Source organism: Ramlibacter agri, from assembly GCF_012927085.1.
GTDB classification, from domain to species: domain Bacteria; phylum Pseudomonadota; class Gammaproteobacteria; order Burkholderiales; family Burkholderiaceae_C; genus Ramlibacter; species Ramlibacter agri.
Genome location: NZ_JABBFX010000003.1, coordinates 1081217 through 1101031 on the forward strand (window position 1 = coordinate 1081217; position 19815 = coordinate 1101031).

Below are 19815 nucleotides of genomic sequence, written 5' to 3' on the forward strand. Positions count from 1 at the left end.
CGACAATCGCCGCCATGACCCAGCCCCGCCGCTCCCGCACCCTGTCCCGCCAGGCCACCGAACTCGCCGTCGCCGTGCCGCAAGTGGTGGCACACCGCCTCACGCGCATGGCCCTGGCCGGGCCGAACCCGAGCGCGCGCGACCGGCGCGAGTTCCACGGCATGGGCGCCGAAAAGGTGGTGGCGTTCTGGCAATCGTGGTTCGCCATGGGCTGGGCGACGGTGGAGTCCATGCAGAAGATGTGGATCGCGGGCCTGCAGGGCGCGCGGGTGCCCTTGATCGACGTGCAGCAGGTGATGGCGCGCGGCATGGCGCCGGTGCACCGCAAGGCGACTTCGAACGCGCGTCGATTGGCACGAACCCGCATGCGCTGACCCGACATAATCCCGGCCATGGAAACCAAGTGGCTGGAAGATTTCGTCAGCCTCGCGGAGACGCGCAGCTTCAGCCGCTCGGCGCAGCTGCGGCATGTCACGCAACCGGCCTTCTCGCGCCGCATCCAGGCGTTGGAAGCCTGGGCCGGCACGGACCTCGTGGACCGCAGTTCCTACCCGACCCGGCTGACCGCGGCCGGCGAGACGCTGTACACGCAGTCCCTTGAAATGCTGCAGGCGCTGCAAAGCACGCGCGCCATGCTGCGCGGCCACGCTGCCGCGGGCCAGGACGTGATCGAGTTCGCGGTGCCGCACACGCTGGCCTTCACCTTCTTCCCCGCCTGGGTGTCGAGCCTGCGCGAGAAGTTCGGCCCCATCAAGAGCCGCCTGATCGCGCTGAACGTGCACGACGCGGCGATGCGCCTCGTGGAAGGAAGCTGCGACCTGCTCATTGCGTACCACCACGCGTCGCAGCCGCTGCAGCTGGACCCGGAACGTTTCCAGTGGGTGCTGCTGGGCGAGGAATCGCTGGCGCCGTACTGCAAGGCCGATGCGAACGGCCAGCCGCAGTTCCGTTTGCCAGGCCGCGCGAGCCAGCCCTTGCCCTATCTCGGTTACGCCCCGGGCGCCTACCTGGGGCGCGTCGCCGATCTCGCGCTGAAGCAGGCCGGCACCGCCATCCACCTCGATCGCGTCTACGAGACCGACATGGCCGAAGGCCTGAAGGTGATGGCGCTCGAAGGCCACGGCATCGCCTTCCTGCCGCATAGCGCGGTGAAGAAGGAACTGCGCGCGCGGCGCCTGGTGGATGCCGCGCCGCCGGAGTTGCCCGGCCTGGAGATCGTCATGGAAGTGCGGGCCTACCGCGAGAAGCCCGGCGCGCGCGAAGCGCACAAGGGCCAGGCGCAGGCGCTGTGGGACTTCCTGGCCGCAGGCAAGCCCGACCGGGCATAAACCCTGCTTACAGGGTGCATTCCCGGGGGCTAAGCTTTGGCCCGCATGCGTGCGGGCCCAGCGGTTCGCGTTCCGCACCATAGAATCCCCGCTTTGTTCCACCCGGATTCGCAACAGGAGATTTTGATGAAGAAGAAACATCTGCTGGCATTTGCCGTTGCAGCAGCTGCAGCCACGGGTGCTTTCGCCCAGGCGAACGACACGATCGCCAAGGTCAAGGCCGGCGGCAAGGTGGTGATGGGTACGCGCGAGTCTTCCGCGCCCCTGGCGTACACGCTGGGCAACAACCAGTTCGTGGGCTACCACGTGGAACTGTGCCAGCGCATCCTGAAGTCCATCTTCCCCGGCGTGCCGGTCGAATACGTGGCCGTCACCTCCGCCAACCGGATCCCGCTGGTGCAGAACGGCACCGTGGACATCGAGTGCGGCTCCACCACCAACAACGAAGCGCGCCAGAAGGACGTCGCCTTCGGCCTGACCACCTACGTGACCGAAGTGCGCACCGCCGTGAAGGTCGGCTCCCCGGTCAAGTCGGTTGCCGACCTGAACGGCAAGACCGTGGCCACCACCACCGGCACCACCTCGGTGGCGCTGCTGCGCAAGAACAAGCGCGCCCAGGGCATCACCTTCAACGAGGTGTACGGCAAGGACCACGCCGACAGTTTCCTGCTGCTGGAGTCCGGCCGGGCCGACGCCTTCGTGATGGACGACAACATCCTGGCCGGCCTGATCGCCGGTTCCAGCAACCCGAAGGGCTTCAAGATCGTCGGCGAGACGCTGAACGTCGAGCCGATCGCGGTCATGATCCGCAAGGACGACCCGAAGTTCAAGGCGGCCGTGGACGACTACATCCGCAAGGCCTTCAAGGACGGCGAGATCAAGCTGCTGTACAAGAAGTGGTTCCTGGACCCGATCCCGCCGAAGAACGTGGCCGTGAACCTGCCCATGGGCTCCGTGCTGACCGAGCTGTCGAAGAACCCCAACGACAAGCCCGCCGAGGCCTTCAACAAGTAACCTGAACGGCCAGCCGGCCGCCCGTGACGGCAAGAGTACGGGCGGCCGGTCGCAACAACAACGAGCGAGGAGGGCGCCATGGCGCTGGATTGGCAGGTTTTCTGCCAGGACACGATCGACAAGACGGTGGTCAAGGGTTGCTTCGGCACCGGCGGCGCCACCGGCACGCAGACCTACCTGGACTGGCTGCTCCAGGCCTGGGGTCAGACCATCATCGTGGCCGGCCTTTCGCTCATCGTCGCCCTCGTCGTGGGCGCCATCATCGGCACCATCCGCACGCTGCCGGACAACCCCTGGCTGGCGCGCATCGGCAACTGGTGGGTGGAACTGTTCCGCAACATCCCGCTGCTGGTGCAGATCTTCCTCTGGTACCACGTGGTGCCGGTCCTCATCCCCGCCTTCGCCAAGACGCCCAAGCTGGCGCTGGTGGTCTTCGGCCTGGGCCTGTTCACCTCCGCGCGCGTCGCGGAGCAGTTGCGCGCCGGCATCCAGGCGCTGCCGCGCGGCCAGCGTTACGCAGGCATGGCGCTGGGCTTCACCACGCTGCAGTACTACCGCTACGTGCTGCTGCCCATGGCGTTCCGCATCATCATCCCGCCGCTCACCAGCGAGGCGATGAACATCTTCAAGAATTCCTCGGTGGCCTTCGCGGTGTCGATCACCGAACTGACCTTCTTCGCCCAGCAGGCGGGCGAGGAAACCGCCCGCGGCATCGAGATCTACATGGCCGTGACGGTGCTGTACGTCATCTCCGCCTTCGCCATCAACCGCATCATGGCCTTCATCGAGAAGCGCTCGCGCGTGCCCGGCCTCGTGGCATCGACGGGCGGGGGAGGCCACTGATGCTGGACTTCTCCTTCTTCACCGGCGAGGTCTTCCGCGGCTACATCCTGCAGGGCCTGTACTTCAGCCTGGCGCTGACGGCCGTCTCCACGCTGGGCGGCACCGTGTTCGGCACCGTGCTGGCGCTGATGCGCCTCTCGGGCAAGGGCTTCCTGGCGTGGCCGGCCACCGTGTACGTGAACGGCATGCGCTCCATCCCGCTGCTGATGGTGCTGTTGTGGTTCTTCCTGCTGGTGCCTTTCATCATCGGCCGGCCGATCGGCGCCGAACTCACCGCGGTGATCACCTTCATCGCTTTCGAGGCGGCCTACTTCTCCGAGATCGTGCGCGCCGGCATCCAGTCCATTGCGCGCGGACAGATCTTCGCCGGCCAGGCCCTGGGCATGAGCTACGGCCAGAACATGCGGCTGGTGATCCTGCCGCAGGCCTTCCGCAACATGACCCCGGTGTTCCTGACGCAGACCATCATCCTGTTCCAGGACACCTCGCTCGTCTACATCATCACGGCGCACGACCTGCTGCACGGCTTCACCGTCGCCGGCAACAACCTGAGCCATCCGCGCGAGAGTTTCATCCTCGCCGCCGTCTTCTATTTCGTCATCTGCTTCAGCCTGTCCTGGGCCGTGAAGAAGCTGCAGGCGAAGATCGCCATCATCCGCTGAGGGACACGCCATGAGCGACAAACCCATGATCGATATCCGCAACGTGTCCAAGTGGTACGGCCCGGTGCAGGTGCTGAACGACTGCAACGTGCAGATCAACAAGGGCGACGTGGTCGTCGTCTGCGGGCCTTCGGGCTCCGGCAAGTCCACGCTGATCAAGACCGTCAACGGCCTGGAGCCGATCCAGAAGGGCGAGATCTTCGTCGACGGCGTCCAGGTGAACGGCAAGTCCACCGACCTGCCCAAGCTGCGCAGCCGCGTGGGCATGGTGTTCCAGCACTTCGAGCTGTTCCCGCACCTGTCGGTGACCGAGAACCTGACCATCGCGCAGGTGAAGGTGCTGGGGCGCAGCGCCGACGACGCCAAGTCCCGCGGCCTGAAGATGCTGGACCGCGTGGGCCTGATGGCGCACAAGGACAAGTATCCCGGCCAGCTGTCCGGCGGCCAGCAGCAGCGCGTGGCGATCGCCCGCGCATTGTCCATGGACCCCATCGTCATGCTGTTCGACGAGCCGACCTCCGCGCTCGACCCCGAGATGGTGGGCGAAGTGCTGGACGTGATGGTGAACCTGGCCAAGGAAGGCATGACCATGATGGTGGTCACGCACGAGATGGGCTTCGCCCGCAAGGTGGCCAACCGCGTGATCTTCATCGACGTCGGCGGCCGCATCCTGGAGGACTGCTCGAAGGACGAGTTCTTCGGCAACCCGGAAGCACGGCAGCCGCGGACGAAGGATTTCCTGAACAAGATCCTCAGTCACTGAAGGCGGGAACGGGAACGGCTGTCCGCTTTCTCTCGGTGGGACAATAGCGAATGTCCCAGACTCTCACCATCACCCGCCCCGACGACTGGCACCTGCACGTGCGCGACGGCGCGGCCATGGCCTCGGTGGTGCCGCACTCGGCGGCCCAGTTCGCCCGGGCGCTGATCATGCCCAACCTGAAGCCGCCGGTGACCACCGCCGCGCTGGCCGCCGCCTACCGCGACCGCATCCTGGCTGCTGTGCCGAAGGGCGTGAGCTTCCAGCCGCTGATGTCGCTGTACCTCACCGACAACCTGCCGCCGGAGGAGATCTCCCGCGCGAAGCAGGCCGGGGTGGTCGCCTTGAAGCTCTACCCGGCCGGCGCCACCACCAACAGCGATGCCGGTGTCACCGACCTCCGCAAGACCTACAAGACGCTGGAAGCGATGCAGCGCGAAGGCCTCCTGCTGCTGGTGCACGGCGAAGTGACGGACCCGGGCGTCGACCTGTTCGACCGCGAGGCGGTGTTCATCGAGCAGCAGCTGATCCCGCTGCGCCGCGACTTCCCCGAGCTGAAGATCGTGATGGAGCACCTGACGACCCGCGAGGGCGCGCACTATGTGCGGGACGGTGGCCAGTACATCGCCGGCACCATCACCGCGCACCACCTGCTGTACAACCGCAATGCGATTTTCATGGGTGGGATCCGCCCGCACTTCTACTGCCTGCCGGTGCTCAAGCGCGAAACGCACCGCGTCGCGCTGGTGGAAGCCGCCACCAGCGGCAGCCCGCGCTTCTTCCTGGGCACCGACAGTGCGCCGCACCCGGCGCTGCTGAAGGAGCACGCGCTGGGTTGCGCCGGCTGCTACACGGCGCTGTCGGCGATGGAGCTGTATGCCGAGGCTTTCGACAACGTCGGCGCGCTGGACCAGCTGGAAGGCTTCGCCAGCTTCCACGGCGCCGACTTCTACGGCCTGCCGCGCAATACCGGCAAGCTGACGCTGAAGAAGGAGCCGTACACGCTGCCCGAGAGCGTGCCCTTCGGCGAAACGCAGCTGAAGCCGCTGCGCGGTGGCGAGACGCTGCCGTGGCGGGTGGTCGTATGACCGGCAAGCCGCGCGTTGCGCTGCTGATCGACGCTGACAACTCGCCGGCGTCCAAGATCGGCCTGATCCTCAACGAGTTGTCCACGTTCGGCGAGACCAACGTGCGCCGTGCCTATGGCAACTGGAAGAAGAACGAGCTGAAGGGTTGGGAAGAGCAGCTGCACGAGCACGCCATCCGGCCCATGCAGCAGTTCGACTACAGCAAGGGCAAGAACGCCAGCGACATGGCGATGGTGATCGACGCCCTCGACCTGCTGTACACCGACAAGCCGGATGCCTTCGGCATCGTCTCGTCCGATTCGGACTTCACGCCGCTGGTGATGCACCTGCGCGCGAAGGGCGCCGCGGTGTACGGCTTCGGCGCCCGCAAGACGCCGGAGCCCTTCGTCAACGCCTGCTCCCGCTTCCTGTTCCTGGACGACCTGCGGGCGGCCGAAAGCGATGACGCGCCGGACGCCGAGCGCGCGGCCCCGCTGCGGTGGTCGAAGGCGGAACTGCAGAAGGACAAGAAGCTGGTGCAGTTGCTGCGCAATGCCGTCTACTCGGCCGAGGACGACGAAGGCTGGTCGCGCGTGCAGGCGGTGCGCCAGCAGATCGGCAACCAGGCCTCGTTCGACCACCGCAACTACGGCTATTCGACGCTGACCAAGCTGCTGGCGGCCACCGACCTGTTCGAGCTGGTCGACGAAGGGACCTCGAACGTGTCGGTGCGCGAAAAGCGGCAGCGCCGCGGGAAGTGAAGCCGCTCTCCTGGGACGCTCCTTGGTACGCGCCCTGGCGCGCCCAGGGCGAACCAGTGGCGGTGGCGGTGGAATCGGGGGCGTCGCCGGCGGCCGCGCTGAACGCGATGGGGCCGGCGCCCGTGCGCTTCGTCGACCAGGACGAACTGCCGGCAGGAACTGCCTACGAGCAATTCATCTTCTCCACCGGCTGCTGCCCGGTGCGGCCCGGCCTGCACGACTTCTTCAACGGCCTCGTCTGGCGGCGCTTCCCGCAGGCCAAGCGCGCGCTGAACCGGCTGCAGGCGACCGAGATCGCGCGGGACGGCATCGGCGCGCGCCGCGGCCCGGTGCGCGACGCCATCACCGTGTTCGACGAGAACGGCGCGCTGCTGGACGCCCCGCAGCCGCTCTGGGACGCATTGGAGCAACGCGAATGGCAGCGCCTGTTCGTGGAGCTGCGGCCGCTCTGGCGCGAGGCGCGCCTGTTGATCTTCGGCCACGCGCTGCTCGAACAACTGGCGAACCCGCGCAAGGGCCTGACGGCCCACGTCTGGCGGGCGCAGTGCGCGCTCCCGGAAGACGCCGACGCCTGGCTGGCGGCGCGCTGCACCGCCGAAGCGCTGGCGGCCAAGCCCTTCACGCCGCTGCCGGTGCTGGGCGTGCCCGGCTGGTGGGCAGGAAACGAGAACTTTTCCTTTTATGATGACTCTCTCGTATTCCGTCCACGCAAGAACAAGAACCACTCCAGCGCGGAATCACCGTCCACCAGCGTGCGCACTTGATATCGGCTGAGCCAGGCCCCATTTGCCGCGCGAGGGTGAACCTCTTTCCACCCTTCGGAGTCTTCAGACAATGAAACGCATCGCTCTCTTCCTGGTAACCAACCTCGCGGTCGTCGTCGTCCTCGGCGTCGTGGCGAGCCTGCTGGGAGTCAACCGCTTCCTGACGGCGAACGGCCTGAACCTGGGCGCGCTGCTCGTCTTCTCGTTCATCATGGGTTTCGGCGGCGCCATCATCTCGCTGCTGCTGTCCAAGACCATCGCCAAGTGGAGCTCGGGCGTGCAGGTGATCGACGGCACCGGCAGCGCCGACGAAGCCTGGATCGTCAATACCGTGCGCCAGTTCGCCGACAAGGCCGGCATCGGCATGCCCGAAGTCGGCATCTTCCAGGGCGAGCCCAACGCCTTCGCCACCGGCGCGTTCAAGAACAGCGCGCTGGTCGCCGTCTCCACCGGCCTGCTGCAAGGCATGACGCGCGAGGAAGTCGAGGCCGTCATCGGCCACGAGGTCGCGCACATCGCCAACGGCGACATGGTCACCATGACCCTGATCCAGGGCGTGATGAACACCTTCGTGGTCTTTGCGTCGAGGGTGATCGGCTACCTGGTGGACAGCTTCCTGTCGCGCGGCGAGCAGCGCTCCGGCCCCGGCATCGGCTACTTCGTGACCACCATCGTGCTGGACATCGTGTTCGGCTTCCTGGCGGCCATCATCGTGGCCTGGTTCTCGCGCCAGCGCGAGTTCCGCGCCGACCGCGGCTCCACCCAGCTGATGGGGAACAAGCAGCCCATGATCCACGCGCTGGCCCGCCTGGGCGGCATGGTCCCCGGCGAACTGCCCAAGAGCCTGCAGGCCATGGGCATCACCTCCGGCGTCGGCAAGCTGTTCTCGACGCACCCGCCGATCGAGGAACGGATTGCGGCGCTGCAGAACGCGGCTTGAGCGACACGCGACACTTTCAAGGGCCGCCTTCGGGCGGCCTTTGCTTTTGCAGGGGATAATCCCTTCCGTGAAGCCCGCCAGGCCGCCGCTGGTGCAATCGCCGAAAGGCCGCACTGGAGGAACGTCCGGACTGCAAAGGGCAGCGTAGCAGGTAACACCTGTCCGCCGTGAGGCGAGGATCAGAGCAACAGAGACGAGTCCTGCATTCGAAAGGGTGTGGGGGTGAAACGGGCAATCTCTACGCGCAGCAATACCAAATAGGCCAGCGTTGATGTGGCTCCGCGGAGCTGGCGGGTAGGTAGCATCGAGCCGGTGGCGCGAGCCCCGGCCCAGAAGAATGGCGGTCACGTGTGGGCGACCACACGCACAAAATCCGGCGTATCGGCGGGCTTCACACTTATTCGAGACAGCTGGGTTCGGCTGCGCCGAACCCAGCCTGCATGGGCAGGCGCGAACCCAGGATTCAACGCGCCAGCTGCAGCGCCTCGATGCGCTGCACGTGCGCCAGCAGCGAGCGCTTCGCCACCGGCCACATCCGCGGCGGGACGTCGGCGTAGGCGAGTTCCACCCAGTCTTCCAGCGTGCCCGTGGGGCGCTCGCGCATGGCGGCGACGATGCGCGCCTCGCGCTGCAGCCGGTGCGCCTTCAGGTGCGCGATGGCCAGCGGCGCGAAGCCCAGCACGTAGCCGTGCGCCGGCAGGATGAACTCGATGCCGTGCCGCGCGCAGGCGGCGCTCAGGGCGTCCAGCGACTCCAGGTAGGCCGTCATGTCGCCGTCCGGCGGGTCCACCACCGTGGTGCTGCCATTGAGCACGTGGTCGCCCGAGAACAGCAGCCCGTCTTCCAGCAAGACCAGGCACAGGTGGTTGGCCGCATGGCCGGGGGTGTGCATCACCTGCAGGCTGTGCGAGGCGCCGCCGCCTTCCACCTTCACCACTTCGCCATCGGCAAGCGCGCGGTCCGGCGTGAACTCGCTGGCGGGTCGCGCCGTCGGCAGCGAAGCCAGGCCAAGGATGGGTGGCTTGCCCTTGCACAGCGCCTGCAGGGGCCGCGCGCCGGGCGAGTGGTCCGCGTGCGAATGGGTGCAGACGATGAAGCGCACGTCGCCGCCGGTGGCGCGCCAGGTGCGCTCCTGGTGCTCCGGGTCCAGCGGGCCCGGGTCGATGACGATGTAGCCGCTGTCCGGCGTGCCGACGATGTAGGTGTTGGTGCCCGGGCCGGTCATCACGCCGGGGTTGGGCGCGGTGAGGCGCGTGACGTTCTTCAGCAGCGCCACGGGCTGGTCGGTGCGCCAGTCCAGGTGGTGCACGATCTGGCCGTCGGGCGAGGTGAGGGCGAGTTCGCCATAGGGCGACTCGTGCTCCATGTAGCGCACTTCCGCGCCCTGCAGCAGGCCGGCGCGCGGGCAGCTGGTCCACAGCGGCTTTTCGCTGGCGCAGGCGGCGAGCACCGCATCGACCGTGTCGAACTTCTGCAGCCGCTCCAGCGTGCGGATGGTCGGAAAGATGATGAAGAAGTTGCCCGCCGCATGGCGCTGCAGCGCGTCGGCGGGGCGCACCCACACCGGCTCGAACTGCTCCGCCTCGTCGGCCACCGGGCGCTGGCCTTCGGGCATGCGCGCCACCAGGAAGGGCACGTCGAAGCGGCGCGGCAGGTCGCGGTCGGTGATCCAGTGCGCGAGCAGGAAGACCTGGTCGGCGGCCAGCACGAGCCTGCGCCCGGCGCATTGCGCGGCGAAGGGCGCCTTGCGATCGAGCCCGGCGATGTCCTCGGCTGAGACCGGCCGGCCATCGGCCCGGCGGGCCAGCAGCACGCCCAGCTCCTCGAAGCTTTCGCGGATGGCGGCGATGGCTTGCGTCAGGCGCTGGTCATCCTGCGTCGGGCGGCGCGCGGCGAGGCCGTGCGCCTGCGCGTCGGCGGCGTCGATGCCGCCACCGGGGAAGACATAGGCGCCGGGGGCGAAGCTCGCGGTGGCGGAGCGGCGCGTCATCAGCACTTCGACGCCCTGGGGCCCGTCGCGCAGCAGCAGTACGGTGGCGGCGGGGCGCGGGACTGCGGGTTCGCGCTGAGGGTGAAGCAGCTGGCTGGCTCGTACCATCGTTCGATTACAACACGGAGACCCAGCATGCAACGCCGGCTTGCCCTTGCCCTTGCAGCAGCAGTCCTCGCCGCGGCCGCGGCGCCCGCCAGCCTGGCGCAGGCCTGGCCCGGCAAGCAGCCGATCCGGCTGATCGCCGTGTTCCCGCCCGGCGGCTCCGTGGACCAGGTGGCGCGCATCCTGGCGCCGCAACTGCAGCAGCAGCTGGGGCAGACCGTGATCGTGGAAAACCGGGGCGGCGCGTCCGGCACCATCGGCACGGCCTACGTGGCCAACGCGCCGGCCGATGGCTACACCTATGCGGTGGTGTTCGACACCCATGGCGTCAACCCCAGCCTCATCCCCAACCTGCCGTACGACAGCCACAAGGACCTGGCGCCGGTGGTGCTGGTGGGCACGTCCGCCATGGTGCTGGCCACCTTCGCCGGCTCGGAGTACAAGAATTTCGGCGACGTCGTGGCCGCCGCGCGCGCGAACAAGAACGTCAGCTACGGCTCCATCGGCTCCGGCAGCCTCGGCCACCTCGCAATGGCGCTGCTGGCGAAGAACGCGGGGCTGGAGATGACGCACGTGCCGTACAAGGGCGGCGGGCCGTTGATGCAGGACGCGATCGCGGGCCATGTGCCGCTGTCCATCGGCTCGGTGTTCGTGAGCAAGCCGCACATCGACAGCAAGCGGCTGCGCCCGCTGGCGGTGACCACCAGCAAGCGCTCGCCCGAGCTGCCGGATGTGCCGACCGTCGCCGAGAGCGGCTACCCCGGCTTCGACGCGCCGGCCTGGTGGGCGGTGCTGGCGCCGGCGAAGACGCCGCCGGAGCTCGTGCGGCGCATGAACGAGGAGTTGAACAAGGCGCTGCGGGTCCCCGACATCGCCAACAAGCTGGCCAGCCAGGGCATCGCCCTCGTCGGCGGCACGCCCGAAACGGCCCGCACCTTCATCGACCGCCAGATCGACACCTGGGCTCAGGTCGTGAAGGAGAACAACATCAAGGCCGATTAAGCCTCGGGAGCTACCCCCAGCGCCACCAGGAAGCGCGCGACCATGTTGTAGGTGGCGATCGCCGCGGTGATCTCCACCAGTTCCGTCGTGTCGAAGCGTGCCTGCAGCTGCGCGAACAGGCCCTCGTCGACCTTCACGTCGCGCGTCATCTGCGCGGCATAGCGCACGACCAGGGCCTCGTCGCCCGCCAGGCCTGCCACCGCGGCGCCGGGCGGCGCCTTCACGAAGGCCTGCAGCGCGTCCAGTTCGGCCTGCGCGCCGCCGGCGGCCAGGAAATCAGGCGCGTGGTGGTGGTACTCGTAGTGGGCGCCGGTGATCAGGGCCACGGTGCAGATGCCCAGCTCGCGCAGCTTGCGGCTGGCGCCCAGGCCGGTGCGCACGGCGCCCAGGTAGGTGTTCCAGCCGCGGGCCAGCGGCTCGCTCCAGAGCAGGGCCTTGTCCAGGTTGATCAGGGTGCCGCCACGGCGGGCCAGGATGGCCTGCACCAGGTCCTGCGGCTGCGGCTTGTTCTCGGGGGTCCAGTCGGGAATGCGCATGTGTCTTTCCGGTTGCGAGCCCGGAGCATAAAGCGCCGATAATCCGGCCATGCGCATCCGCTTCACCAAGATGCAGGGCGCGGGCAACGATTTCGTGGTGCTGGACGAAACCCGCCAGCGCCTCGACCTCAGCGCCGCGCAGTACCGGCAGCTGGCCGACCGCCACTTCGGCGTCGGCGCCGACCAGATCCTCTCCGTCCGGCCCGCTCCCGCCCCCGGCATCGATTTCGAATACGTCATCCACAACGCCGACGGCGGCGAGGTGGAACAGTGCGGCAATGGCGCGCGCTGCTTCGCCCGCTTCGTCGTCGACAAGGGCCTCGCCGGCGCCAGGCGCAGCATCAAGGTCAAGACGCTCTCCGGCGTGATCGAGCCGCGCCTGAACGAGGACGGCCGCATCACCGTGGACATGGGCCCGCCCGTGTTCGAGCTGGCCGACATCCCCTTCGACGCCGCGGGCCTCAGCCCGCATCCCTTCGGCGGCTGGCAGCAGTGGCACATCGCGCTGGGCACGCACGCCGAATACGCGCTGGTGCACATCGCCGTGCTGTCCATGGGCAACCCGCACGCGGTGCAGCTGGTGGACGACGTCGACGCGGCGCCGGTCGCCAAGGTTGGCCCCCTGGTCGAGAACCACAACCGCTTCCCCAAGCGCGTCAACGCCGGCTTCATGCAGGTGGTGGACCGCGGCCGCATCAAGCTGCGGGTGTGGGAGCGTGGCGCCGGCGAAACGCTGGCGTGCGGAACCGGCGCCTGTGCCGCCGTGGTGGCGGGCATCCGCCTCGGGAAGCTGGATCATCGGGTGGACGTGGAAACGCGGGGCGGCCTGCTCACCATCGAATGGGCCGGCGGCGCCGCGCCCGTCTACATGACCGGCCCGGCGGTGACGGTGTTCGAAGGCGAAATGGAACTGCAGGAATGACGACGACGGGGACCAACCAGATGCATCCGATCACGGAAGACGACATCGCCAACTACCTGGCGAACAGCCCGGATTTCTTCGCCCGGCACGCGCAGCTGCTGGCGTCGGTGCAGCTGACCAGCCCGCACGGCAACCGCGCCGTCAGCCTGCAGGAGCGGCAGGCCGAGATGCTGCGCGAGAAGATCAAGGCGCTGGAGCACCGCATCATGGAGATGGTGCGGCACGGCAACGAGAACATGGTGATCAGCGAGCGCATCCAGCGCTGGGCGCGCAACCTGCTGCTGGTGCAGTCCTCGCGCGCGCTGCCGGCCACGCTGGTGACGGAGCTGCAGGCGCAGTTCATGGTGCCGCGGGTGGCGCTGAAGGTGTGGGACGTCGACGAGCGCTACGCCCAGGAGCCGTTCGCGCAGGGCGTGAGCGAGGACGCCAAGACCTTCGCTTCCTCGCTGACGCAGCCCTATTGCGGCGTGAACAGCGGCATCGAGGCCGCCGGCTGGCTGGACGAGCCGGCCACCGTGCTGTCCCTCGCGCTGATCCCGCTGCGTCCCGGCCCGCTCGCGGGCACCGCCAAGGCCTTCGGCATGCTGGTGCTGGGCTCGCCCGACCCGCAGCGTTACCAGGCGGGCATGGGCACCGACTTCCTCGAGCACATCGCCGAACTGGCCGCGGCGGCGCTGTCGCGTTTGCGCCCCCGCTGATGGACGCGAGCGACACGGGCCTGGTCGAGCGCTACCTCGAGCACGTCCGCGTCGAGAAGCGGCTGGCCCAGCGGACGGTGGAGCTCTATGCGCTCGACCTGCAGAAGCTGTCCGAGAACGCCCTCAAGGCGAGCGTGCCGCTCCTGCGCGTGCAGAACGCGCACATCCGGCGCTGGGTGGCGCAGATGCATGGGGCCGGACGCAGCGGCCGCGGCATCGCGCTGATCCTTTCCGGCTGGCGCGGCTTCTACGCCTGGCTGGGCCGCGAGGGCCTGGTCACCAGCAACCCCGTGCAGGACGTGCGCCCCCCCAAAGCGCCCAAGCCGCTGCCCAAGGCACTGAGCGTCGACGACGCCGTGCAGCTGGCCGAATTCACCCACGATGACGGCGACCCGTGGGTCGAAGCCCGCGATGCGGCCATCGTCGAACTGCTCTATGGCTGCGGCCTGCGCGTGGGCGAGCTGGTCGGCCTGGACGCGCAGGCCAGCAATGCGGCCAAGGGCTGGGTCGACCTGGATGCCGGCGAGGCCCACGTACTGGGTAAAGGCAGCAAGCGGCGCAGCGTGCCGGTGGGCGCGAAGGCGCTGGAGGCCTTGCGCCACTGGCTGGCCGTACGCGCGCTGGCGCCGAATGCGGGGGCCGCAGCGCTTTTCACGGGCAAGCAGGGCGGTCGCCTGAGCGCGCAATCGGTGTGGGCACGCCTCAAGGTGCGCAGCCTGCAGGCCGGCCTGGCGACGCCGGTGCACCCGCACATGCTGCGGCACTCCTTTGCCAGCCACGTGCTGCAATCCAGCGGCGACCTGCGCGCGGTGCAGGAGCTGCTGGGCCACGCGAACATCGGCACCACGCAGGTCTATACCCGGCTGGACTTCCAGCACCTGGCCAAGGCCTACGACGCGGCGCATCCGCGGGCCTTGCGGAAGAAATAAAGCTGTTCTGACTTCAGGAAGTCGCCGCCGGGAACCGCGGCGCGATCGCCTGTGGCCGCGAGAGGTTGAAGACCGCTCGCTTGCCGTCTTGCGGGTGGCTCGCCAGCAGCGCTTCCAGCTGCGCGATCAGTTGCTCCGGGTCGGTGCCGTCCATGGGGATCAGGGCCTGCGCCACCCGCACCTGCGCCGACCAGCCCAGGGGCCGGTTGCGGAAGGGCATCAGGCAGCGCGCCACGATGCGCGGCGCCGCTTCGGCCACCTCGTCGGCCTTCAGCGGACCTTCCAGCAGGATGCCGAAGCGGTGGTCCGACAGCCGCGCCACGCTGTCGATCTCGCGTGCCGCCGACAGCAGCCGGCCGGCCACGCGCAGCGGCAGTTCCTGCGCCGCCTGCCGGTCGAAGTCCTTGCGGATCTGCTCCAGGTTGGTGATGTCCACCAGCAGGATGGCGCTGCGGAACTTCAGCCGCACCGAGCGCGCGATCAGGCGCACCAGGCGCTCGTGGAACACGGCGGCGTTCAACAGGCCGGTGGCCGGGTCGATGCGGTCCAGGCCCTTCACGCGGCGGATGTAGTCGCGCCGCTGCTGGCTGCGCCGCAGCAGCATCACCATCAGGATCGGCAGTTCCAGCGCCAGCCCGAACTGCATGCTGTACGTGGTGAGGAAACTGGCCGGCAGCATGCCGGCGGTGCGCGCCACCGGGAACAGGGCGCCGACCGCCACCGGGATGTTGCCGGCCAGCAGCCAGGGCGCGTAACGGTCGCCGCGGCGCAGCGCCCACAGCATCACGCCGACCACCGAGGGGATGATCGCCAGCACGTAGGGCAGCATCAGGCGGAAGCGCGTGGACGGATCGGTCAGCAGGATGGCGACGGTCAGCGGGATGGCCAGCAGTGCCAGCCCGTTCACCAGCTTCTGCATCAGCGCGGAACGTTCGCCCAGCGAGACCACCTCGCTGATGAAACCGAGCATGCAGCCGCCGGCGATCACCGGCAGCACAAAGGGCGACATGTCGTTCCACCACGGGAACTCGCCCCACAAGTGCAGCGCGCCGATGCCGGTGAGCGCCGCCTGCGTCAAGGTCATGCTCAGCACCGTGAGCGCGTACAGGGCGAAGCCCAGGTCCTTCAGGGTCACGGCGCCGTGCACCGCCATCACGAAGGCGAGCGCCGCGAGGCCGAAGTAGATGCCCAGCATCAGGGCGATCTGCTGCTCGCCCAGGCTCTGGAAGCTCTCGCTGACGAAGTGCAGCGGCGCGCTGAAGCTGGTGGTGTTCTGCACCTTCACGTAGAAGGTCTGGTCGGCGCCGGCGGTCAGCGCCAGCGGCAGCAGCGGGTGCCGGTGCGGCACCGGCCACTGCGACACCGGCAGCAGGTCGCCGGCGCTGCTGGTGCGCCAGTCCTTGCCGGCCTGGGTGAAGAGCGTGACCTTGTCGACCGCGGCGCTGGGCACCTCCAGGTACCAGCGGTCGCTGGCGGCCCGGGCGTCGGCGCGCACGGTGAAGCGGATCCAGAGCGAGCGGCCCCGCTGCAGCAGGAAGATCTCGCTGGCGGAGATGGTTTTCCAGGGCACGCCCTTGTCCTGCGTCACCTGCGCGATGGTGGAGTCGCCGGACGGGTCGAGCCAGAACTCGCCGGCGCCCAGCAGGCGCTGCGGCTGCTGGGCCGGGTCGAGCATGACGGTGGTGGTGGCACCCCACGAGAGCGACGCGAACAGCCAGGCAGCCAGTCCGAGCAGGACAGCTGCAAACTGGCTGGCACGGGCGTGTCGCATCGTGTTACACCTTTCGCCGCATTGTCGTGCTGAAACGGAATACGTGCCACAAAGGCCGACAATCCGGTCATGAAAGTTGTTCGTTTGCACCACGGGCGCGAGCGCTCGTTGCTGCGCCGCCACCCGTGGATCTTCGATTCCGCCATTGCCAAGGGGGGCGCCGACCCCGGCGAGACCGTGCGGGTGGAGGGTTCGGACGGCCAGTTCCTGGCCTGGGCCGCCTTCAGTCCGGCCTCCCGCATCCGGGCCCGCGCCTGGAGCTTTTCCGAAGGGGATCGCATCGATGCGGCCTTCTTCCTGCGCCGGCTCGAGGCGGCCGTCGCCCTGCGCCGGCGGCTGGCGGTAGGCAGCGACGGCGTGCGCCTGGTCCACGGCGAGTCGGACGGCCTGCCGGGCTTCGTCGTCGATTGCTACGGAGAAACCCTCGTTGCGCAATTCCTCTCCGCCGGGGCGGAGCGCTGGAAGGCGGTGCTGGCCGACGGCCTGCTGAAAGCGACGGGCTTGCAGCGCCTCTACGAGCGCTCCGATGCCAACGCCCGCGGCCTCGAAGGCCTGCCCGAGACCACGGGCTGGCTGCGCGGGGAGGGCGCGACCGAAATCGTGATCCACGAGCACGGCTGGAAGTACCGCCTGGACATCGCCACCGGCCACAAGACCGGCTTCTACCTGGACCAGCGGGACAGCCGCGCGCGCTTCGCCGACTGGGTGAAGCGCCTCGGCGCGAAGCGGATCCTGAACTGCTACTGCTACACCGGCGGCTTCACCGTGGCGGCGCTCGCGGGCGGCGCCTCCGAGGTGACCTCCATCGACTCCTCCGGCCCCGCGCTGGAGCGGGCGCAGGCCAACGTGCGCCTCAACGGTTTCGAGGGCGCCCTCACCGAGTTCGTCGATGCCGACGTCAACCAGATGCTGCGCCGCTACGGCGAGGCCGGCCGCCAGTTCGATGCGATCGTGCTGGACCCGCCCAAGCTGGCGCCGACGGCGGCCCACGCGGAACGCGCCGCGCGCGCCTACAAGGACATCAACCGGCTGGCGCTGAAGCTGCTGGCGCCGGGCGGCGTCCTGTTCACCTACTCGTGCTCGGGTGGCATTTCAGCCGACCTGTTCCACAAGATCGTCGCCTCGGCCGGCACCGACAGCGGCGTGGACGGCTACATCGCGGGCCACATGGGCGCCGCGCCGGACCACCCGATGACGCTGGCCTTCCCCGAGGGCGAGTATCTGAAGGGATTGGTCGTGCTGCGCAAGGAATAGCCGCCCTCCGTAAACTGTCGGATTCCCAGGAGTTCCCATGAGCCTCATCCCCACGACCATCCTCACCGGCTTTCTCGGGTCGGGCAAGACGACCCTGCTCAAGCGCGTGCTGAGCGAGGCCCACGGCGAGAAGATCGCCGTCATCGAGAACGAGTTCGGCGAGGAGAACATCGACAACGACATCCTCGTCACCGAGACCAAGGAGCAGATCGTCCAGATGAGCAACGGCTGCATCTGCTGCACGATCCGCGAAGACCTGCGCGCGACCCTGCAGCTGCTGGCCGCCAAGAAGCGCAAGGGCCTGCTCGATTTCGAGCGCGTGGTCATCGAAACCACCGGCCTGGCGGACCCCGGCCCGGTGGCCCAGACCTTCTTCATGGACGACGAGATCGCCGAGAGCTTCCTGCTCGATTCCATCCTGACGCTGGTGGACGCCAAGCACGCCGACAAGCAGCTCGATGACCGCCAGGAGGCGCGCCGCCAGGTGGGCTTCGCCGACCAGATCTTCATCTCCAAGACCGACCTGGTCTCCAAGGACGAAGTCGACGCCCTGGTGCACCGCCTGAAGCACATGAACCCGCGCGCGCCGCAGAAGCAGGTGCACTTCGGCGACGTGCCGCTGACGGAGGTGTTCGACCTGCGGGGCTTCAACCTCAACGCCAAGCTCGACATCGACCCGGACTTCCTGAAGGAGGAGGACGAGCACGACCACGAGCACCACGCGCACGGCCATGACCACGATCATGACCACGAGCACGGCGAGCATTGCGACCACCCGCACCACCATGCCCACGACGACGACGTCAAGAGCTTCGTCTTCCGCGCCGACCGGGCCTTCGACCCGATGAAGCTGGAAGACTTCCTGGGCGCTATCGTCAACATCTACGGCCCCCGCATGCTGCGGTACAAGGGCGTGCTGAACATGAAGGGCACCGAGCGCAAGGTGATCTTCCAGGGCGTGCACCAGCTGATGGGAAGCGACCTGGGCCCGCAATGGGCCGAGGGCGAGGCGCGCGTGAGCAAGATGGTCTTCATCGGCATTGACCTGCCGAAGGACATCTTCCTTCAGGGGCTCGAGCAGTGCCTCGTCTGACAGCGCCCGGCGGCGCGGTCTGAGCCGCGACCGCCTGGCCCCCGGGTAGGCTGGCCCCTTCGCAACCAGCCCTTGGCCCGGTCCCATGTTTGTCTCGCTTCCGCAACTGAATGCAAATGGCTTCAACAGGGGCGGGGACCTGCCTATGGATGAAAAGGAGGTCCACGGCCGTGCAGCACGGGACAATCAGGGTATAAATCGCGGTCATGACGGCGCTCCAGACCATACGAAAGGCAGGCCGGCGGGGTTCGACCCCGCGGCCGCCGGCGCCGTTCGCGCGAGGAGACGGGAAGTGAAGGCTCAGCCCAAAGTCGCTGCCAAGACCAAGACCGCAGCGAAAGCCCCAGCCAAGGCCAAGCCGGCCAAGCCTGCCGCCAAGGCAGTCAAGCCGGTTGCGAAGGCGCCGGCGAAGAAGGCAGCCCCCAAGCCCGCACCCAGACCCGCAGCGAAAGCCCCCGTAAAACCCCCCAAGGCGGCCGCCAAGGCCGCCCCGGCGAAGACGCCGGCCAAATCTGCGGCACAATCCGCGGCCCCGGCCAAGGCGACAAAGACAGCGGCGAAGGTGGCCTCCACGGCCGCCGGCAAGGCATTGGGAGTGGTGGCGAAGGCCGTCGCTACCAGTGCCAAGGCTGTCGTCGCCGCCGCCAGGAAGCTCCCTGCCAAGGCAGCCGCCGCTCCCGCGAAGAGCCCGGCCGCCCCGGCAGCCCCCAACACCGCAGTGCCGCCAGTCGCGGCGCCGGTGCAGTCGGCCAAAGCGCCGGCCCGACCCGTGCAGCAGGCCCAGCCTGTCGTGCGGAGCGTGCCGCCCGCCGCCCCTGTACCGGCCGCACCGGCCGCTGCAAAGGCAACCTACACTCCCATGGCAACCCAATCCGTACTGACGCCGCCTCCGGTCGTCGCCATCAAGAAGGACCCGAAGCTGGCGAACAACTGGAAGACCAAGACCGCCGAAGAGCTCACGGACGCCGAAGTGCTGGCCATGCCGGACTCGGAGTACATGAACGAGAAGCAGATGGCGTTCTTCCGCCTGAAGCTGCAGCAGCTCAAACAGGAAATCCTGAACAGCGCCGGCGAGACGACGGAGCACCTGCGCGAGGACACCGTCATCGTCCCCGATCCCGCGGACCGCGCGACGATCGAGGAGGAGCACGCGCTGGAACTGCGCACCCGCGACCGCGAGCGCAAGCTGCTGAAGAAGATCGAGCAGTCGATCGGGCGCATCGACGCCGGCGACTACGGCTACTGCGACGAGACCGGCGAGCCGATCGGCGTGGGCCGCCTGCTGGCGCGCCCCACGGCGACGCTGTCGCTCGAGGCGCAGCAGCGCCGCGAACTCAAACAGAAGATGTTCGGCGACTGATCGCCGGACTCGCAGC

At 68.3% G+C, this 19815-nt stretch carries 20 protein-coding genes and 1 other RNA gene; 18 read left to right on the forward strand and 3 right to left on the reverse strand.

The annotated features are described in order from the left end of the window. Positions 1-14 precede the first annotated feature (14 nt). From HHL11_RS29395 to rnpB, 11 genes are all read left to right on the forward strand, one after another. The gene (locus HHL11_RS29395; RefSeq protein ID WP_169422156.1) at positions 15-374 is read left to right on the forward strand and encodes a polyhydroxyalkanoate granule-associated phasin; all 360 of its coding nucleotides are present in this window, start codon (positions 15-17) and stop codon (positions 372-374) included. An 18-nt stretch (positions 375-392) separates the two neighbouring features. Next, entirely contained in the window at positions 393-1328 is a 936-nt protein-coding gene (locus HHL11_RS29400) for a LysR substrate-binding domain-containing protein (protein ID WP_169422157.1), read from the forward strand. Positions 1329-1454: 126 nt separating this feature from the next. Then, positions 1455-2342, forward strand: a complete 888-nt coding sequence (locus tag HHL11_RS29405) for an amino acid ABC transporter substrate-binding protein (protein ID WP_169422158.1) — start codon at positions 1455-1457, stop codon at positions 2340-2342. 78 nt (positions 2343-2420) lie between these two features. Then, positions 2421-3185: an amino acid ABC transporter permease gene (locus HHL11_RS29410; RefSeq protein WP_169422159.1), complete on the forward strand. Its 765-nt coding sequence runs from the start codon at positions 2421-2423 to the stop codon at positions 3183-3185. Beyond that, a complete protein-coding gene (locus HHL11_RS29415) occupies positions 3185-3847 on the forward strand; it encodes an amino acid ABC transporter permease (protein ID WP_169422160.1) in 663 nt (220 codons plus the stop codon). Before HHL11_RS29410 ends, HHL11_RS29415 begins: the two co-directional genes overlap by 1 nt. A gap of 25 nt (positions 3848-3872) precedes the next feature. Then, positions 3873-4610 (forward strand): amino acid ABC transporter ATP-binding protein, encoded by a 738-nt coding sequence (locus HHL11_RS29420; RefSeq protein WP_169422321.1) that lies wholly within the window; start codon positions 3873-3875, stop codon positions 4608-4610. 50 nt (positions 4611-4660) lie between these two features. Then, positions 4661-5695 (forward strand): dihydroorotase, encoded by a 1035-nt coding sequence (gene pyrC, locus HHL11_RS29425; RefSeq protein ID WP_169422161.1) that lies wholly within the window; start codon positions 4661-4663, stop codon positions 5693-5695. Then, positions 5692-6435, forward strand: coding sequence for an NYN domain-containing protein (locus HHL11_RS29430; protein ID WP_169422162.1), 744 nt, complete (start codon positions 5692-5694; stop codon positions 6433-6435). Before pyrC ends, HHL11_RS29430 begins: the two co-directional genes overlap by 4 nt. After that, positions 6432-7199: a DUF3025 domain-containing protein gene (locus HHL11_RS29435; RefSeq protein ID WP_342593300.1), complete on the forward strand. Its 768-nt coding sequence runs from the start codon at positions 6432-6434 to the stop codon at positions 7197-7199. Before HHL11_RS29430 ends, HHL11_RS29435 begins: the two co-directional genes overlap by 4 nt. A gap of 70 nt (positions 7200-7269) precedes the next feature. Further along, entirely contained in the window at positions 7270-8139 is an 870-nt protein-coding gene (gene htpX, locus HHL11_RS29440; RefSeq protein ID WP_169422163.1) for a protease HtpX, read from the forward strand. Between the two features lie 69 nt (positions 8140-8208). Then, an RNA gene (rnpB, locus tag HHL11_RS29445) (RNase P RNA component class A) lies at positions 8209-8536 on the forward strand. A gap of 66 nt (positions 8537-8602) precedes the next feature. Here rnpB and HHL11_RS29450 read toward each other — a convergent pair. Continuing rightward, positions 8603-10237, reverse strand: a complete 1635-nt coding sequence (locus HHL11_RS29450) for an MBL fold metallo-hydrolase (RefSeq protein ID WP_169422164.1) — start codon at positions 10235-10237, stop codon at positions 8603-8605. 27 nt (positions 10238-10264) lie between these two features. Here HHL11_RS29450 and HHL11_RS29455 point away from each other — a divergent pair, with 27 nt between their 5' ends. Next, a complete protein-coding gene (locus HHL11_RS29455; protein ID WP_169422165.1) occupies positions 10265-11236 on the forward strand; it encodes a tripartite tricarboxylate transporter substrate binding protein in 972 nt (323 codons plus the stop codon). On the opposite strand, the gene HHL11_RS29460 is transcribed toward HHL11_RS29455, so the two are convergent. After that, positions 11233-11772, reverse strand: a complete 540-nt coding sequence (locus HHL11_RS29460) for a carboxymuconolactone decarboxylase family protein (protein ID WP_169422166.1) — start codon at positions 11770-11772, stop codon at positions 11233-11235. The two genes, HHL11_RS29455 and HHL11_RS29460, sit on opposite strands and share 4 nt — an antisense overlap. Before the next feature lie 49 nt (positions 11773-11821). On the opposite strand from HHL11_RS29460, the gene dapF reads away from it, so the two are divergent. The 3 genes from dapF to HHL11_RS29475 are packed head-to-tail and all read left to right on the forward strand — an operon-like array spanning position 11822 to position 14321. Then, positions 11822-12694, forward strand: a complete 873-nt coding sequence (gene dapF / locus HHL11_RS29465; protein ID WP_169422167.1) for a diaminopimelate epimerase — start codon at positions 11822-11824, stop codon at positions 12692-12694. After that, complete coding sequence (locus tag HHL11_RS29470) at positions 12691-13392, forward strand: DUF484 family protein (RefSeq protein WP_169422168.1); 702 nt, start codon at positions 12691-12693, stop codon at positions 13390-13392. The genes dapF and HHL11_RS29470 overlap by 4 nt, the downstream gene beginning before the upstream one ends. After that, positions 13392-14321 (forward strand): tyrosine-type recombinase/integrase, encoded by a 930-nt coding sequence (locus HHL11_RS29475; protein WP_169422169.1) that lies wholly within the window; start codon positions 13392-13394, stop codon positions 14319-14321. Before HHL11_RS29470 ends, HHL11_RS29475 begins: the two co-directional genes overlap by 1 nt. A 13-nt stretch (positions 14322-14334) precedes the next feature. Here the strand turns inward: HHL11_RS29475 and HHL11_RS29480 are convergent, their stop codons facing one another. Beyond that, on the reverse strand, positions 14335-16092 hold the full coding sequence (locus tag HHL11_RS29480; protein WP_169422170.1) for a sensor domain-containing diguanylate cyclase: 1758 nt from the start codon (positions 16090-16092) through the stop codon (positions 14335-14337). Positions 16093-16161: 69 nt separating this feature from the next. Here HHL11_RS29480 and HHL11_RS29485 point away from each other — a divergent pair, with 69 nt between their 5' ends. The 3 genes from HHL11_RS29485 (at position 16162) to dksA (ending at position 19799) form a co-directional block, all read left to right on the forward strand. Then, the gene (locus tag HHL11_RS29485) at positions 16162-17346 is read left to right on the forward strand and encodes a class I SAM-dependent rRNA methyltransferase (RefSeq protein ID WP_169422171.1); all 1185 of its coding nucleotides are present in this window, start codon (positions 16162-16164) and stop codon (positions 17344-17346) included. A gap of 37 nt (positions 17347-17383) precedes the next feature. Beyond that, a complete protein-coding gene (locus HHL11_RS29490) occupies positions 17384-18439 on the forward strand; it encodes a CobW family GTP-binding protein (protein WP_169422172.1) in 1056 nt (351 codons plus the stop codon). A 562-nt stretch (positions 18440-19001) separates the two neighbouring features. Further along, complete coding sequence (gene dksA / locus HHL11_RS29495) at positions 19002-19799, forward strand: RNA polymerase-binding protein DksA (RefSeq protein ID WP_425355229.1); 798 nt, start codon at positions 19002-19004, stop codon at positions 19797-19799. Positions 19800-19815 lie beyond the last annotated feature (16 nt).